Annotated in this window: 14 protein-coding genes; 11 read left to right on the top strand and 3 right to left on the bottom strand. The window is 44.2% G+C overall.

Annotation, left to right across the window (positions count from 1 at the left end; translation table 11 throughout):
• Positions 1 to 26: 26 nt before the first annotated feature.
• The 6 genes from guaB to rlmM all read left to right on the top strand — a co-directional run bounded on the left by guaB (position 27) and on the right by rlmM (position 6,379).
• Complete coding sequence (gene guaB, locus DBZ36_RS14295; RefSeq protein WP_120355641.1) at positions 27 to 1,487, top strand: IMP dehydrogenase; 1,461 nt, start codon at positions 27 to 29, stop codon at positions 1,485 to 1,487.
• Positions 1,488 to 1,584: 97 nt separating this feature from the next.
• Positions 1,585 to 3,165: a glutamine-hydrolyzing GMP synthase gene (guaA, locus tag DBZ36_RS14290; RefSeq protein WP_120355640.1), complete on the top strand. Its 1,581-nt coding sequence runs from the start codon at positions 1,585 to 1,587 to the stop codon at positions 3,163 to 3,165.
• Between the two features lie 2 nt (positions 3,166 to 3,167).
• On the top strand, positions 3,168 to 3,728 hold the full coding sequence (yfcE, locus tag DBZ36_RS14285) for a phosphodiesterase (protein ID WP_233558148.1): 561 nt from the start codon (positions 3,168 to 3,170) through the stop codon (positions 3,726 to 3,728).
• A 297-nt stretch (positions 3,729 to 4,025) separates the two neighbouring features.
• Entirely contained in the window at positions 4,026 to 4,937 is a 912-nt protein-coding gene (locus DBZ36_RS14280; RefSeq protein ID WP_120355639.1) for a transcriptional regulator GcvA, read from the top strand.
• On the top strand, positions 4,924 to 5,301 hold the full coding sequence (locus DBZ36_RS14275; protein ID WP_120355638.1) for a DUF423 domain-containing protein: 378 nt from the start codon (positions 4,924 to 4,926) through the stop codon (positions 5,299 to 5,301). Before DBZ36_RS14280 ends, DBZ36_RS14275 begins: the two co-directional genes overlap by 14 nt.
• 4 nt (positions 5,302 to 5,305) lie before the next feature.
• Positions 5,306 to 6,379: a 23S rRNA (cytidine(2498)-2'-O)-methyltransferase RlmM gene (gene rlmM, locus DBZ36_RS14270; RefSeq protein WP_120355637.1), complete on the top strand. Its 1,074-nt coding sequence runs from the start codon at positions 5,306 to 5,308 to the stop codon at positions 6,377 to 6,379.
• Positions 6,380 to 6,433: 54 nt separating this feature from the next.
• On the opposite strand, the gene DBZ36_RS14265 is transcribed toward rlmM, so the two are convergent.
• Positions 6,434 to 8,068 (bottom strand): methyl-accepting chemotaxis protein, encoded by a 1,635-nt coding sequence (locus DBZ36_RS14265; RefSeq protein WP_120355636.1) that lies wholly within the window; start codon positions 8,066 to 8,068, stop codon positions 6,434 to 6,436.
• A 226-nt stretch (positions 8,069 to 8,294) separates the two neighbouring features.
• On the opposite strand from DBZ36_RS14265, the gene yjeH reads away from it, so the two are divergent.
• Entirely contained in the window at positions 8,295 to 9,581 is a 1,287-nt protein-coding gene (gene yjeH / locus DBZ36_RS14260; RefSeq protein WP_120355635.1) for an L-methionine/branched-chain amino acid transporter, read from the top strand.
• On the opposite strand, the gene DBZ36_RS14255 is transcribed toward yjeH, so the two are convergent.
• On the bottom strand, positions 9,545 to 10,102 hold the full coding sequence (locus DBZ36_RS14255; RefSeq protein WP_120355634.1) for an NnrU family protein: 558 nt from the start codon (positions 10,100 to 10,102) through the stop codon (positions 9,545 to 9,547). The two genes, yjeH and DBZ36_RS14255, sit on opposite strands and share 37 nt — an antisense overlap.
• 19 nt (positions 10,103 to 10,121) lie before the next feature.
• A complete protein-coding gene (locus DBZ36_RS14250; protein ID WP_120355633.1) occupies positions 10,122 to 10,925 on the bottom strand; it encodes a crotonase/enoyl-CoA hydratase family protein in 804 nt (267 codons plus the stop codon).
• A gap of 193 nt (positions 10,926 to 11,118) precedes the next feature.
• Between DBZ36_RS14250 and DBZ36_RS14245 the strand changes: the two genes are divergently transcribed.
• From DBZ36_RS14245 to yajC, 4 genes are all read left to right on the top strand, one after another.
• A complete protein-coding gene (locus tag DBZ36_RS14245; protein WP_233558147.1) occupies positions 11,119 to 11,823 on the top strand; it encodes a SanA/YdcF family protein in 705 nt (234 codons plus the stop codon).
• A 225-nt stretch (positions 11,824 to 12,048) separates the two neighbouring features.
• Positions 12,049 to 13,092 (top strand): tRNA preQ1(34) S-adenosylmethionine ribosyltransferase-isomerase QueA, encoded by a 1,044-nt coding sequence (gene queA, locus DBZ36_RS14240; RefSeq protein ID WP_120355632.1) that lies wholly within the window; start codon positions 12,049 to 12,051, stop codon positions 13,090 to 13,092.
• Between the two features lie 98 nt (positions 13,093 to 13,190).
• Positions 13,191 to 14,315, top strand: a complete 1,125-nt coding sequence (gene tgt / locus DBZ36_RS14235) for a tRNA guanosine(34) transglycosylase Tgt (RefSeq protein ID WP_120355631.1) — start codon at positions 13,191 to 13,193, stop codon at positions 14,313 to 14,315.
• Between the two features lie 44 nt (positions 14,316 to 14,359).
• Positions 14,360 to 14,698 carry a preprotein translocase subunit YajC gene (gene yajC / locus DBZ36_RS14230; RefSeq protein ID WP_120355630.1) on the top strand — a complete coding sequence of 113 codons (339 nt, stop codon included), beginning with the start codon at positions 14,360 to 14,362 and terminating at the stop codon, positions 14,696 to 14,698.
• Positions 14,699 to 14,711 lie beyond the last annotated feature (13 nt).

Below are 14,711 nucleotides of genomic sequence, written 5' to 3'. Positions count from 1 at the left end.
TCCTTCCTTATTAGGTGAATGTTGCTATGTTAAGAATTGCCAAAGATGCCCTGACCTTTGATGACGTTTTATTGGTTCCGGCCCACTCGCAAGTCCTACCCAATACTGCCAGTTTAGTCACTAAGTTAACGAATACAATAACCATGAATATTCCGCTGGTTTCTGCGGCCATGGATACCGTTACCGAAGCGCGCTTTGCTATTGCTCTCGCACAAGAGGGCGGCGTAGGATTTATCCATAAGAACATGAGCATCGAAAAACAAGCTGACGAAGTTCGTAAAGTGAAGAAGTTCGAAGCTGGCGTTGTTTTAGACCCCGTTACTGTCTCTCCTGATCTGAGCTTACGTGAAGTACTTGAGCTTAAAGCGCTGCATGGATTTTCTGGATTCCCAGTAGTCACTGGAGATAATGATCTTGTGGGTATTGTTACTGGGCGTGATTTACGTTTTGAAACAGATACCAGCAAGTTAGTTTCCGACGTAATGACTCCCAAAGAACGTTTAGTTACCACCGTTGACACCTCTCGCGATGTCGTAGAAGCGCTTATGCATGCTAACCGAATTGAAAAAATTCTGGTCGTCACGAGTGGTTTTAAACTAAATGGCATGATGACTGTAAAAGATTTCAAGAAGGCTGAACGTAAGCCTAACGCCTGTAAGGATGACTTTGGTCGATTACGTGTTGGTGCTGCAGTTGGTGCTTCAAGTGGCAACGAAGAGCGTGTAGCCGCCTTGGTAGAGGCCGGTGTTGATGTGTTACTCATTGACTCTTCACATGGCCATTCTCAAGGTGTGTTAGATCGAATTCGTGAAACCCGTCAAGCCTATCCCGAATTGCAGATCGTGGGTGGAAACGTCGCAACTGGCGCTGGAGCATTGGCCCTGGTTGAAGCTGGTGTTAGCGCTGTTAAAGTTGGGATTGGCCCCGGTTCAATTTGTACTACTCGAATTGTAACAGGCGTGGGAGTCCCCCAAATTACTGCTGTATCGGATGCAGTTGAAGCCTTAGCTGGAACTGGTATTCCGGTGATTGCAGATGGCGGCATTCGATATTCAGGAGATATTGCCAAAGCTCTAGCGGCGGGCGCGTCTTGCGTGATGATGGGTTCGATGTTTGCTGGTACCGATGAAGCACCAGGCGAAATTGAACTTTATCAAGGCCGCTCGTACAAGTCGTATCGTGGTATGGGCTCACTTGGCGCGATGTCTAAAGGCAGCTCAGACCGATATTTCCAAACGGATAATGCAGCAGATAAATTAGTGCCTGAAGGTATAGAAGGACGCGTTGCATATAAAGGATTTGTTAAAGAAATTATCCACCAACAAATGGGTGGGTTGCGCTCTTGCATGGGCTTGACCGGCTGCCCAACTATCTTTGATCTCAATACCAAAGCGGAATTTGTAAAGGTTACTAGTGCTGGTATGGGTGAGAGTCATGTTCATGATGTCACCATTACTAAAGAAGCGCCGAACTACCGTTCAGTATAGTACTTTGGCAGTAGAGGACGAGAGTCCTTTACTGCCAACCATCAGCATTTCAACTAAGTTTATATGAACTCAGTTGAACCGATTTAGGATCTCTTTAATGACTAAAAATATTCATGATCATCGCATTCTAATTTTAGACTTCGGTTCTCAATATACACAGCTTATTGCGCGTCGTATCCGCGAAATTGGCGTTTATTGCGAATTATGGGGATGGGATGTTAGTGCTGAAAAGATAGAAGCCTTTTCACCTAATGGCATCATTCTCGCTGGTGGACCAGAAAGTGTCACCGCAGAAGACTCCCCACGGGCACCAGACTATGTTTTTGAAGCTGGGGTTCCAGTACTGGGCGTGTGTTATGGCATGCAAACCATGGCTCATCAATTGGGCGGTTCGGTTGTCCAGGGCTCAGGTCAAGCGGAGTACGGTTACGCACAAATTGAAGTTCAACAGCCTTCAGAACTATTTAAAGCCATAGAAGATGCAATCTCTCCAAGTGGTAAAGCGCTGATAGATGTATGGATGAGTCACGGTGATAAAGTCGCTTCAATCCCTGATGGGTTTCGCGCCATTGCCAGCACCTCAAGCTGTGAATTTGCGGCTATGGCTAATGAAGATAAAGCTTTTTATGGTGTTCAGTTTCACCCCGAAGTGACCCATACCCGCCAAGGTTTGCGCATGCTGGAGCACTTTGTCAAAGACATTTGCCTGTGCGAAGCCCTTTGGACCTCATCGTCAATTATTGACGATGCAATCGAGCGTATTAAAACTAAAGTTGGCGACGATGAAGTCATTCTTGGTCTAAGTGGCGGAGTTGATTCATCGGTGGTAGCGATGTTAATCCAGCGCGCTATCGGTGATCGTTTGACTTGCGTGTTTGTTGATAATGGCTTACTTCGTCTTAATGAAGGCGAGCAAGTGATGGAAATGTTTGGTAATCATTTTGGCTTGAACATTATTCACGTTCAAGCGCAACAACGGTTCCTATCGGCACTTGCGGGTGAAAAAGAGCCAGAAGCTAAACGTAAAATTATCGGTAAAGTGTTTGTTGATGTCTTTGAAGAAGAGTCGAAAAAGCTGCGTAACGCCAAATGGTTAGCGCAAGGCACTATTTATCCAGATGTGATTGAATCAGCTGGCGCTGAAACGGGCAAAGCGCACGTTATTAAATCGCACCATAACGTGGGTGGTCTTCCCGATGATATGGAAATGGGTCTTGTTGAGCCGCTCAAAGAGTTATTCAAAGATGAAGTACGCAAGATTGGTCTCGAACTAGGGCTACCCTACGACATGCTTTACCGTCATCCATTCCCTGGACCAGGTCTTGGTGTGCGAGTACTTGCAGAGGTGAAGGAAGAATACTGCTCGCTGCTGCGTCGTGCTGACGCAATTTTTATCGAAGAGTTGCGTAAGGCTAATCTCTACCATGAAGTGAGTCAGGCATTTGCTGTATTTTTGCCAGTGCGTTCAGTGGGGGTGATGGGTGATGCTCGTAAATATGATTGGGTTATTTCTTTACGTGCAGTAGAGACTATCGATTTTATGACGGCTCGTTGGGCACATTTACCCTATGAACTGTTAGGTCATGTTTCAAATCGCATCATCAACGAAATTGATGGTATTTCTCGGGTTGTTTATGACATCTCTGGCAAACCGCCTGCGACAATTGAGTGGGAGTAAGCTTGGATCCTGTTGAGGTGCGTCTATTTGTTGCAGCAGATATTCATGGCAACTTTGATAACGCAGAATTAATGATTAAGGCTTTTGAAGCAAGTGGTGCGAGCCACTTGCTGCTCTTAGGCGATATCCTTAATCATGGGCCGCGTAATGCTATCCCAGAGGGCTATGCTCCAGCTAAAGTTGCGCAGTTACTTAATCAATACAGTGCCCAGATACTAGCGGTACGCGGCAATTGTGATAGTGAAGTGGACCAAATGCTTTTGGACTTTCCTATCTTGGCAGACTATGGGCAACTATTGCTGGGTCAGCGTAAGGTTTTTTATTGCCATGGGCATTTGTATAAGCCTGATGATCTGCCGGAGTTGGCTAGTGGCGACGTGTTTATCTCTGGGCACAGTCACAATGCAACGGCGATGTTTCGTGGTGATGTGTATTTGTGTAACCCTGGCGCAATTAGTGTTCAAAAAGGCGACAGTCCACTTAGTTACGGGATATTGCAAGCTTCGGGATTTGAGGTTTTTGCGCTTAGCGACGATAGTTTATTCTTGAAGTGCCAATTTTAGGACAAAAAAAAGCCACTCAATAAGAGTGGCTAATTTTATCTGAAACCAGATAAATAAAATTCTTTAGGGTCTGTAAATGACAAACCAATGCAAACACAACATAGCGCCCTTGCAAAAGGCCTGAGTAGATTAACCTGTAAAACGCCTCTGAATGCAGTTTATAAAACCTTATCAGCAAGATTATCTAGTCAGACCTCTTCCTTAAACGCGCGGCAATGATAGTTTGCTGCTAGCTATCCGGCAATAGATTTTTTATAATCACTTTGGATTAGAAATACTTATCAAAAAAGGTGATCTATGGCGCGGCGTTTGCCCCCATTAAATGCATTAAAAGCGTTTGAAGCAGCAGCTCGACATTTAAGCTTTACTCGAGCCGCAGAAGAACTTTTTGTAACTCAGGCTGCAGTGAGTCATCAAATCAAAGCCTTGGAAGAGTTCTTAGCGTTAAAGTTGTTTCGAAGACGCAATCGATCCTTACTTCTTACTGAAGAAGGTCAAAGCTACTTTCTGGATATTAAAGACATATTTAGCTCGCTAGCTGAGTCTACCGATAGGTTGCTCGCGCGTGCTGAGAAAGGGTCGATTACGGTGAGCTTACAACCGAGCTTTGCGATACAGTGGTTAGTGCCACGTTTATCGCAGTTTAGTCAATTACACCCAGAAATTGACGTACGAATAAAAGCGGTCGATCTCAACGAAGGTTCACTAACCGAAGATGTCGACGTGGCTATTTATTATGGCCGTGGCAATTGGGCTGGTTTACGCGCCGACAAATTGCATACGGAATATATGATTCCAGTTTGTTCTCCCAGCTTACTGATGGGTGATAAACCACTTAATACTCCTGAAGATCTAAAGTTGCATACCTTATTGCATGATAGCTCACGACAACAATGGAAGGCTTGGTTCAATCAACAAGGACTTAAACACGTTAACGTTAATCATGGGCCGATTTTTTCCCATTCAACGATGGTTCTGCAAGCTGCTGTTTATGGGCAAGGTGTCGCGTTAGGGCATAGTGTTCTGGCGAAGCCTGATCTAGAGGCTGGCCGTTTAGTGTGTCCGTACGAGCAAGTTTTAGTCAGTAAGAATGCCTATTATATGGTGTGCCATCCATCACAGGCGGATCAAGGTAAACTTGTAGCGTTTAGAGACTGGATGCTAAGCCTAGTTGAAAAGGAAGAAGAATTTGTCAATGAGGCCCAATAGAGTGTTTTTAGGCTCTCGAATCTGGCAGTCCGCGATTGGCTTAAGCGGGGCATTTCATGTTGCAATGGGTGCCGCAGGAGCCCATGCATTGAGTTCAGTTTTGAGCGAAAAGGAATTGTCGTGGATAGCAACAGCAGTTCAATATCACCTGTTCCACCTTCTAGTCACCATGCTGGCGTTGCATTTTGCATGGAAAAAATTAGCGCTGCTTTGGTTCAGCGGAGCTTGGCTTTTTTCAGCTAGTCTTATCTTAATGGCCTTAACTGGCTCTAAAATTTTGGGACCGATAACACCCATTGGCGGATTGCTAATGATCATTGCTTGGCTCGGCCTGGCTATTTCTCCTATTTTAAGAAAGGACTGACTTCATGTCCCAAGCGATTATTTTGTATTGCCGTGGTGGCTTCGAAAAAGAGTGCGCGGCTGAAATTGAAAAATTTGCCACCTTACAACAATGTTTTGGTTATGCACGAACCAAAGATGGACGAGCTTTCGTTGAGTTTCATCCTTACAATAGTGAAGATGCAGAAAAACTATATTTGAGCTTGGAATTAAATGATTTTGTGTTTGCACGGCATTGGTTTCTGGCACACAGCTACTTGGAGCTCGAAGAAAGCGACCGACTAGCTGACATTATCCCAGCGGCGGCGCAAATTGGTCCTTGTCAATCCATGCGACTTGAGTTTGCAGATAGTAACGATGGCAAGCAAATGAGTAGTTTTTGCAAGAAATTTGAAAGACCACTTAAAAAGGCTTTAAACGGACAAAATCTAATAATTGAAGACGCTAATGCACCTAATTTGCAATTGTTTTTCATTAGCGGCACCCGTCTTTGGATTGGTTTAGATCTGCCGGGTAAAGGAAATCCCAATCATAATGGGATATTACGACTGCGCCAGCCCAGTAAGGCACCCAGCAGAAGTACCTTAAAGCTCGATGAAGCCTTTCAAACGATGCTTAGCGAGCAAGAGTCAGAGCGCTATGTGCAATCCGGAATGCGCGCCGTTGATTTAGGAGCTTGTCCTGGAGGCTGGACTTACCAATTGGTACGACGCTCAATGATGGTCGAAGCGGTCGATAATGGCCCGATGCAAGAAGAACTAATGATGAGTGGTCAGGTTAAACACTGGCGTGCTGATGGTTTCAAGTACCAGCCTATGCATGGTAATAATCAGTGGTTAGTTTGTGACATGGTTGAAAAACCCGTAAGAGTCACCTATTTGGCACTCAATTGGTTCGAGCAGCGCTGGTGTCGTTATGCAATTTTCAATTTAAAACTACCGATGAAAAAACGTTTCTTTGAAGTTGAAAAGGATTTGGACATTTTAAGAGAAGGCTTGAGCAATATATCCGATGACTTTATTTTACGTGCTCGGCACTTATATCACGACCGTGAAGAGGTAACGGTGTTTGTTGCGATCAATAATTACCGTAAAAAATAGCGGTAATTAGGCTCAACGAGCTTTGTTTTCACAAGGCTCGCTTACGCGTTAGTTTTAAGAGTGAACGGTTAGATGTGACAATTGCTGCTTTTGAGCCTGGGCATAGGCGTTTAGCTGTTTGGATATTTCAACCGTCTCCGCAATTGATTGGGCGGAGTCATGCGCGATTTCGGTAATCTGAGATACATTTTTTGCTATATCTTGAGTGACGGTACTTTGTTGACTAGCTGCACTCGCAACTTGAGCATTCATATCTGAAATCACAGCTATTGAGTCCGTCATTTGGCCTATTAACTGTGCTGCTTCTTGTACTTGTTGTTGGCCCATAGTGGTACTTTTTTGGCCGGTAGACATCGCCGCTACAGAATCATTTGCACTACTGCGTACCGTTTCCAAAATGCTTTGAATTTCTTCCGTTGATTGCTGAGTTTTTTGAGCTAGGTTTCGAACTTCATCGGCAACCACCGCAAATCCACGTCCTTGTTCTCCTGCGCGGGCGGCCTCAATGGCTGCATTGAGAGCAAGCAAATTGGTTTGTTCGGCTATACCTTTAATCACATCTAGTACCGCTGTGACATTTTGGGTCTCGTCAGCTAATCGTTGAACCACAGAACCAGCGCTATCAATATCCATGACCAAACTTGCCATGGTTTTATCAGCGTTATCCATTGCAATTCGACTTAAATCAGCTATCTCTTGGCTCTCTTGCGTATTTTTCGACGATTGCAATGCATTGTCGGCAACTTGATCGGCGCTATGGGCTAACTCTTGCACAGCTGCAGCCATTTGATCTGCATGTTGACTCTGATTCAGAGCACCTTTTTCGACAGATGTGGATTGGGTATAGATGGTGTCAGCAGCCCCTTGCAGTTGCTCAGATGAATCCAGAACCCCAAGAATTAGGGTATTGAGTTGCAGTCGCAGACTTTCTGCAGAGCGAGCCAGCATTCCAATTTCATCCCTGCGTGTTGAGCTTGATGCTTGGGTATAGTCTCCAGACTCAAGCTTGCCGATACTCGCAGAAACTACTAATAAAGGATTTATCAGGTAGCGTTTCATAACAAAAATTACACTCGCGAGCATCAGGCCGAGAACTATCGCAATAGCTGCAAAAGCTAGTTTGATGGTTTTCCCAGCTGATTCGCTCGCTAAATTGAATTGTTGCTCAGCAATTTGTCCAAGTTCGTCTGCGAGTAGGTCTAGGGCTTGGGAGGGCTTTCGATCGATACCCGATACCGCTTTGTCTCCTACGGCTTGGTCGAAAGAGGCTGCTTTATACTCTGCTAACCCCTTGGTATAGGCTGTAAGCATTAGCTGATGTGAATTTAAGAATTCTTTGGCTGTTGATTGCAATTGAGCGTACTGGCCAAGTTCAGATTGCAAAGTTCCCACCATACTTTGGACTGACTTATGTTTTTCGTTAAAGCGCGTCCAATATTTTTGTAGTTGTTCAGGGTCGCTGCCGCGTAGCAGGGTGTTCTTCCATTCCTGAACTTGGCGCTTAAACTCGACGTTGGCTTGAAGAGCAAGTTGCTGTAAGTGAACTTCTTGATCATTTATATTTTCGAGCAATTGAATACGACTACTCAAAGAGCTAATTGCTGCGACGTATATGCCAAATACAAGAATGCTAATCAAAGCAAGGGATAGGATTAGTTGGCGATTTAAACTTTGTGCTACCCATTTCATAATTGGCTCCAAGGTTGTGACTTGTGTGCTTCCACTTATGGATTAAGCGGCAAACTACGAGATTTGCTGTTACTACACGAATTTTAGTCTAGCATATGCGTCTAAACGCGCTGCCCAATTTTGATTCAGTGATATTGAAGTATCGGCGTGATTTATATGAACTTAAAATTAGACAAGTAAGCTTAGGGAATTACACAATGCATACAATAAGGAAATTCGACTCACAATGAATCGATTAAAACGCGAACTTGGTGTAGTTCATGGCAGTGGATTACTCGCCACTTCTTTATTAGGCACTGGCATTTTTGTGGTGCCGATTTTAGCGGCTCAAGCGGCTGGGGAAATGAGTCTTATTGCGTGGCTAATTTTGATCGTTTTAGTTTGCCCAATTGCGTGGACATTTGCCTTACTAGGACGTCAGTATCCGCATGCTGGCGGCGCTGCTCATATCGTTGGCAAAGCATTCGGTTCTGGATGGGGAAAACTCACAGGATTTATGTTCCTTGCCGTACTACCCGTTGGGCTTCCAGCAGCGTTAATGATGGCTTTAGGGTTTTGGCATGCCGTCTTTGAACTCGACGTTTGGCAAGGTACATTGATACAAGTGTTGAGCCTGCTATTGATGCTAGGATTAGGACTTGGGGGCGCAAAGCTATCGGGTAATGTCCAAGTTGTGATCGCACTACTTATTGTACTTATGGTCGCTAGTCTTTTTATCGCTTCTCCAAGTTTTTTTCGATTGCCTGAAATCGAGTTTAAGCCTGTTAGTATAGGTGCAGGTACCAGTGCGTTGGGCTTGATGTTTTGGTGTTTTGTTGGCATTGAAGCCTTCATTCATATGGGCGAAGAGTTCAAAAACCCTCGGCGAGACTTCCCAATAGCATTGATTATTGGAGTCACAATAGCGGGTCTTATCTACCTGCTTTGTTCATTGGCTGTGGTCAACAGCGAAGTGTACAAAAATTTGGAATTTAGCAGCACTGCCATTCCCATTCTAATGGGCCAGTTGTTTGGTCCAACAGGCGCGATAGTCGCAAGTATAGTTGGCTTCTTAGCTTGTTTCGCTAGCATAAACATTTATTTACAGGGCTTCTCTCGATTACTTTGGAGTTTGGCAGAGGAGGGGCAAATTGGTGCACGTGCTAAGTCCCATTTAGGTCAACTCAATGCAAAAAAAGTACCTGCAATAGCGCTGATTTGGGTAACCCTGATTTGCATTTTAAGCTTAGGACTTAGTCTGCTATTCAAATTAGACCTCGACAGCTTAATTCGTTATGCCAATGGGAATTTTATCGTAGTGTATTTGTTGTGCATGCTTGCAGGAATGAAACTCTTAAAGTCGACCGGTAGGGTATGGTCTGGCATTTCAAGTTTACTGTGCCTGATTGTATTGTTCAGCCTAGGCAGAGATGCAGTCTATGCCTCAGTTATTTTGCTTTTTTATGGGCTTTACCGACTATGGAAAGCCCGTGTTCTTCAGGAGATTAGCGGCACTGAAAATAGTGTACCGTGAAACCTGAAAACTAGTCCAAACACTAAAGTACCTACCACCAGCGCCAAGGCGTCATAACTAAGTTTTGGATTAAAGCTGGTTGGCTGGCTTCGAGAGAATTTTTGGAATACTAAATAAACTAAACTAAATAAGCCAAATCCCCCGAATAGCATTAACGAGGCAAGATCACCGTTAACCAATAGATGCGCAATAGCCCATATCAAGGTACCTAGCATCATAGGATGTCCAAGCATCGCGCGTAAATGACCCTTTAAGTGAGCACTCACTAATAAGATAAGCCCAATCCATACCAGTAGATAAGTCACGTGGCGCAGATTGGGTAGTGCAGCCCAAACGTGGACGAACTCAGCATTGGATTTTCCATAAACAATAAGTATAAAACCGAACAAAGACAGTAAACTGTAGATGCCTTTGTATCGATTCAAACCATATTTATCGCGTAAGCTTTGACGATATTTAGGAAATAGAGCCAAACAATGTACGCCGAGAAATAAAATGAGACCGAGGCTTAGGCTTAGCATTTTTGTAGTCCTTTATGGCTTACCAGTTTTTTCTGGTTTGATAGTCTTGTTCAGTCTTACCCATTTCTCGCTTACTAGCAATGCGAGTATTTTTATTTATCAGTAAACGGATCTGATTCCACGTTTCTCGAGCAAGTAGTCCACGCTCAGAACTGCTCCAATGACTGCGAATAGTTTGCTTAATTGCACAAACTGCGTCGGGAGATCGTTGGCTAAAGCTTTCCAAAAGCGCTAGTGCCGCTTGTTCGGGTTGTTCATCTACTTGAGAAATCAGCCGCCAATCCAGAGCGTTTTGAGCGTTTATGGTTTCGGCACTTAGACTCAAGCGTAGAGCGATGTCTCTCGGCATGACGTCTCTGATCCCGAGCAAACCAGCCATATCGGGTTGTAAGCCCCATTTGCTTTCCATGATCGAAAATGTTGCTGTTGGGTGAGCGATTCGATAGTCAGCTCCCATAATGATCTGCACGCCGCCGCCCAAGCAGTAACCCTCGATTGCTGCTATAACTGGAACCGGGATCTGACGCCAGTTTCGACTAACGCGTTGAACCAAGTTAGCTTGACCTGGCAACCATTTAAATAATAGTTTCAGCATATTTGTGGGTTTGCTCATGACCGATTTTATATCTAATCCTGAGCTGAAATTATGATTTGAACCACACAACACAACGCCACGGATGTCCCTATTTTTTGTGAGTTGCTTGGCTACCCGGTCAAGCTCAATAAATAATTGCATGTCGAGAGCGTTTAGTTTTTCCGGCCGGTTTAGCCGCACCCAAGCAATTTTAGATTCAATTGAAATGTCGAGTGTCTGCCAATTCATGTCACATCCTTGTTGGAAATTTGTGCCAACGCTATCACGTTTTTATAACAACTGAAGTTTGGGCTTTCAAAGGCACTGGTCGGATCACATTAAAAGCTGAATTCGCTACCGTGAGCTGTATTCAGAGCCGTTTTACTTTTAACAGTTAAACAGTAACAATGGGCTCCCATAGATTAAATAGGTAGTTATATATTTGCTTCGTTTGCTAAAAGTTTGCAGTGCTTCATTACTATTAGCCTTAGCCTTGCTACTTGCTTGCGATCTAGGTCTAAGCTGGAGTGTAAGAAAACAAATCATTGACGACTTTGCTCAGGTAGAGCCGGTCCCTGTCGCTTTGATTTTGGGAACCAGTAAATACGTCGGCAAACGCAAAAATATATATTATGAAACGCGCTTAGAAGCGGGTGCGCAATTATATTTGAGAGGTTTAGTTCAAGGTTTGATTGTAAGCGGAGACAATGCCACTCGTTATTATAATGAACCGATAACTATGTATAACGACCTTATGAGTGAGGGTATACCATCAGCCCATATCACCATGGACTATGCGGGGTTTAGAACCTTGGATTCAATAGTTAGAGCTCAAAAAGTGTTTGGTCAAACGCAATTTATAATTGTGTCTCAGCGATTTCATGTTGAACGAGCACTTTTTATTGCCAATTATTATGGTATTAAGGCCATTGGCTTTGCAGTTGAGAATGCTCCAATTGAATATCACTGGCGAGTTAGGCTTCGAGAAGTTTTGGCCCGAGCCAAAGCGGTTTTCGATTTGTATATCTCCAATGAGAAACCCCGATTCCTCGGACATCCCGAAATAGTAGGCCTGCGAGAACTATTCCCCGAATCTATCGTGGATACCAACATGGTTGACACTTCATCAAGCGCTAGCTCTGAGTAATTAATCCTTATGCTCTGAAGTTGCTCAGGGCATATATAAGCAATGCGCAGTGATTGACTTGAATTTAAGCACAGCCATCTCTAGACTACCGCCTCTATTAGCCTTACGCAGCTTTGTTCCTAGGAGATCACTACCTAGCCAAGTTGTTATAGTGCTCATTAGCTAAGGCTCAATGGCAAGCTTGTGCCTAGAGTCGTTTCTATATTTATTATCAAGGTCTTTGTAATGCGCGTAGCAGATTATTCATTCGATTTACCTGAAGAGTTGATCGCCAGATACCCTAATCCTGAACGGAGCTCTAGCCGTTTATTATGTCTTGAGGGAAATACCGGACGCATTGAGCATCGTCAATTTACCGATTTGCTCGATTACATTGCGCCTGGAGATCTTTTAGTCTTCAACGATACTCGAGTCATTCCTGCACGATTGTTTGGGCAAAAACTCAGTGGTGGAAAAATTGAAGTGTTGATTGAAAGAGTCTTGGATGACCATCGAGTGCTGGCCCATGTAAGAAGTTCAAAATCACCAAAAGTAGGTGCCCAGCTGCGTCTTGCTGACACTATTTCGGTCACGATGCTGGCGCGCCATGAGGCCTTGTTTGAATTGGAGTTTGATCATCAACATACGGTATTAGAATGGCTTGAACAATATGGTCATATGCCGCTTCCTCCATACATAGATAGACCCGATGAAGACTCTGACAAAGAACGCTATCAAACTGTATATAATCGTAATCCAGGTGCTGTCGCAGCTCCAACTGCTGGCCTTCATTTTGATGATGCGATGTTGGAAAAAGTAAAAGCCAAGGGAGCGCAGTTAGCTTTTGTCACCTTGCATGTGGGCGCGGGTACTTTCCAACCCGTTCGAGTCGAAACGATTGCTGAGCATGTAATGCATCGAGAAATAGCAGAAGTTAGCCAAGCCGTTGTAGACAAAATCAAGCAGACTAAGGCTAATGGTGGACGTGTTATTGCAGTGGGGACGACCTCGGTACGCTCACTTGAGAGTGCGGCTAAAGCCAGCAAAAACGTCGGCTCTGAGTTACAAGCCTACAAAGCTGATACCGACATCTTTATATATCCGGGTTATGAGTTTGAGTTAGTTGATGCAATGGTTACAAACTTTCATTTGCCGGAGTCAACGTTGATGATGTTAGTGAGTGCCTTTGCGGGAAAGAATCACATTGATGCGGCATATCAAAGTGCTATCGAGAACAAATATCGCTTCTTTAGCTACGGCGATGCCATGTTTTTGCAGCGCCGCACATAACTAGTCGCTTAGTTGCTACTGTTTTGCCTCTATTTAAGATAAACTTCGCGCCGGAAATTTTAAATTTGGCGGACTGTATTTCTGCCTGAAGGTTGAACATGAAATATGAATTATTAGCCACTGATGGCAAAGCGCGTCGCGGTCGGTTGACGTTTGAACGTGGAAGCGTAGAAACACCAGCGTTTATGCCGGTGGGTACGTATGGCACAGTAAAAGGCATGACGCCTGAAGAAGTGGCAGAAACGGGTGCCGAAATACTTTTAGGCAATACCTTCCATTTGTGGTTACGTCCTGGGCAAGACATCATGCGCAAGCATGGCGACTTGCATGATTTTATGAATTGGCATGGTCCAATCTTGACTGACTCTGGCGGTTTCCAGGTGTTTAGTCTCGGTGATATTCGTAAAATCACTGAAGAAGGCGTTCATTTTCGTAACCCAGTTAATGGTGAAAAGGTCTTCTTAAGCCCCGAAGGTTCAATGGACATTCAGCGTGATCTAGGCTCAGATATCGTTATGATTTTTGACGAGTGCACGCCATATCCTGCGACTGAAGCAGAAGCTGACAAGTCGATGCAAATGTCGCTACGCTGGGCCCAACGCTCGCGCGCTCGCTTCGATGAACTTGAAAATCCCAATGCCTTGTTTGGCATCATTCAAGGTGGTGTTTATGAGCATCTACGCGATGTGTCATTAGATGGCCTGACAAAAATTGGTTTTGACGGATATGCGATTGGTGGCTTGGCCGTTGGCGAGCCCAAGCCTGAAATGCACCGCATTCTTGACCACATAACACCAAAGATCCCAGCGGACAAACCACGCTATCTAATGGGTGTTGGTAAACCTGAAGATTTGGTTGAAGGCGTTCGCCGTGGCGTTGATATGTTTGACTGCGTGATGCCAACCCGAAATGCGCGTAATGGACATCTGTTCACAAGTGAAGGCGTCATAAAAATCCGCAATGCTAGGCATCGCGATGACACTGCGACACTTGATCCTGAATGTGATTGTTATACTTGTAAGAATTATTCGCGAGCCTATCTATATCACTTAGACAAGTGTAATGAGATATTAGGCGCGCGCTTAAACACGATTCACAATTTGCGCCACTATCAACTGTTGATGGAAGGTTTGCGAACTGCGATTGCACAAGGTAAATTAGACGCCTTTGTTGAAACATTCTATGCGAAACAGGGTAAAGAAGTGCCCCCTGTCGCTGAATAAGTTTTTTTTTGCTTTAACTTTTTTGATTAATTAAGAGGATACACATGAGTTTATTTATATCTCCAGCATTTGCAGAAGCAGGCGCATCATCGGCAGCTGGTGGCGGCATGGAACTTGTTTTCATGATGCTTATTTTTGGTGTCATTTTCTATTTTATGATTTTCCGTCCGCAATCTAAGCGTAACAAAGCTCATAAAAACTTGATGAGTTCGTTAGCTAAAGGCGATGAAGTACTAACAACCTCTGGCATGGTTGGTCGTATCATTAAAATTAAAGACGACAGTGATTATATTGGTCTTAGCTTGAGCGAAGATACCAACATCACTATCAAAAGAGATTACGTGTCAGCTGTATTACCTAAAGGTACGCTGAAATCTGTTTAATTAGCCATCCCTA

Origin of the sequence: Alginatibacterium sediminis (assembly GCF_003610775.1) — a bacterium.
Taxonomy (GTDB): domain Bacteria; phylum Pseudomonadota; class Gammaproteobacteria; order Enterobacterales; family Celerinatantimonadaceae; genus Alginatibacterium; species Alginatibacterium sediminis.
This window is presented reverse-complemented; position numbering and strand designations above follow the sequence as displayed.

Bases quoted from the DNA above. Each gene is read 5' to 3' on its own strand.
- DBZ36_RS14255 (WP_120355634.1), bottom strand. From the start codon at position 10,102: ATGCTAAGCCTAAGCCTCGGTCTCATTTTATTTCTCGGCGTACATTGT.
- yjeH (WP_120355635.1), top strand. From the start codon at position 8,295: ATGAATCGATTAAAACGCGAACTTGGTGTAGTTCATGGCAGTGGATTA.
- DBZ36_RS14280 (WP_120355639.1), top strand. From the start codon at position 4,026: ATGGCGCGGCGTTTGCCCCCATTAAATGCATTAAAAGCGTTTGAAGCA.
- rlmM (WP_120355637.1), top strand. From the start codon at position 5,306: ATGTCCCAAGCGATTATTTTGTATTGCCGTGGTGGCTTCGAAAAAGAG.
- guaA (WP_120355640.1), top strand. From the start codon at position 1,585: ATGACTAAAAATATTCATGATCATCGCATTCTAATTTTAGACTTCGGT.
- queA (WP_120355632.1), top strand. From the start codon at position 12,049: ATGCGCGTAGCAGATTATTCATTCGATTTACCTGAAGAGTTGATCGCC.
- DBZ36_RS14250 (WP_120355633.1), bottom strand. From the start codon at position 10,925: ATGAATTGGCAGACACTCGACATTTCAATTGAATCTAAAATTGCTTGG.
- DBZ36_RS14265 (WP_120355636.1), bottom strand. From the start codon at position 8,068: ATGAAATGGGTAGCACAAAGTTTAAATCGCCAACTAATCCTATCCCTT.
- guaB (WP_120355641.1), top strand. From the start codon at position 27: ATGTTAAGAATTGCCAAAGATGCCCTGACCTTTGATGACGTTTTATTG.
- yajC (WP_120355630.1), top strand. From the start codon at position 14,360: ATGAGTTTATTTATATCTCCAGCATTTGCAGAAGCAGGCGCATCATCG.
- tgt (WP_120355631.1), top strand. From the start codon at position 13,191: ATGAAATATGAATTATTAGCCACTGATGGCAAAGCGCGTCGCGGTCGG.
- DBZ36_RS14275 (WP_120355638.1), top strand. From the start codon at position 4,924: ATGAGGCCCAATAGAGTGTTTTTAGGCTCTCGAATCTGGCAGTCCGCG.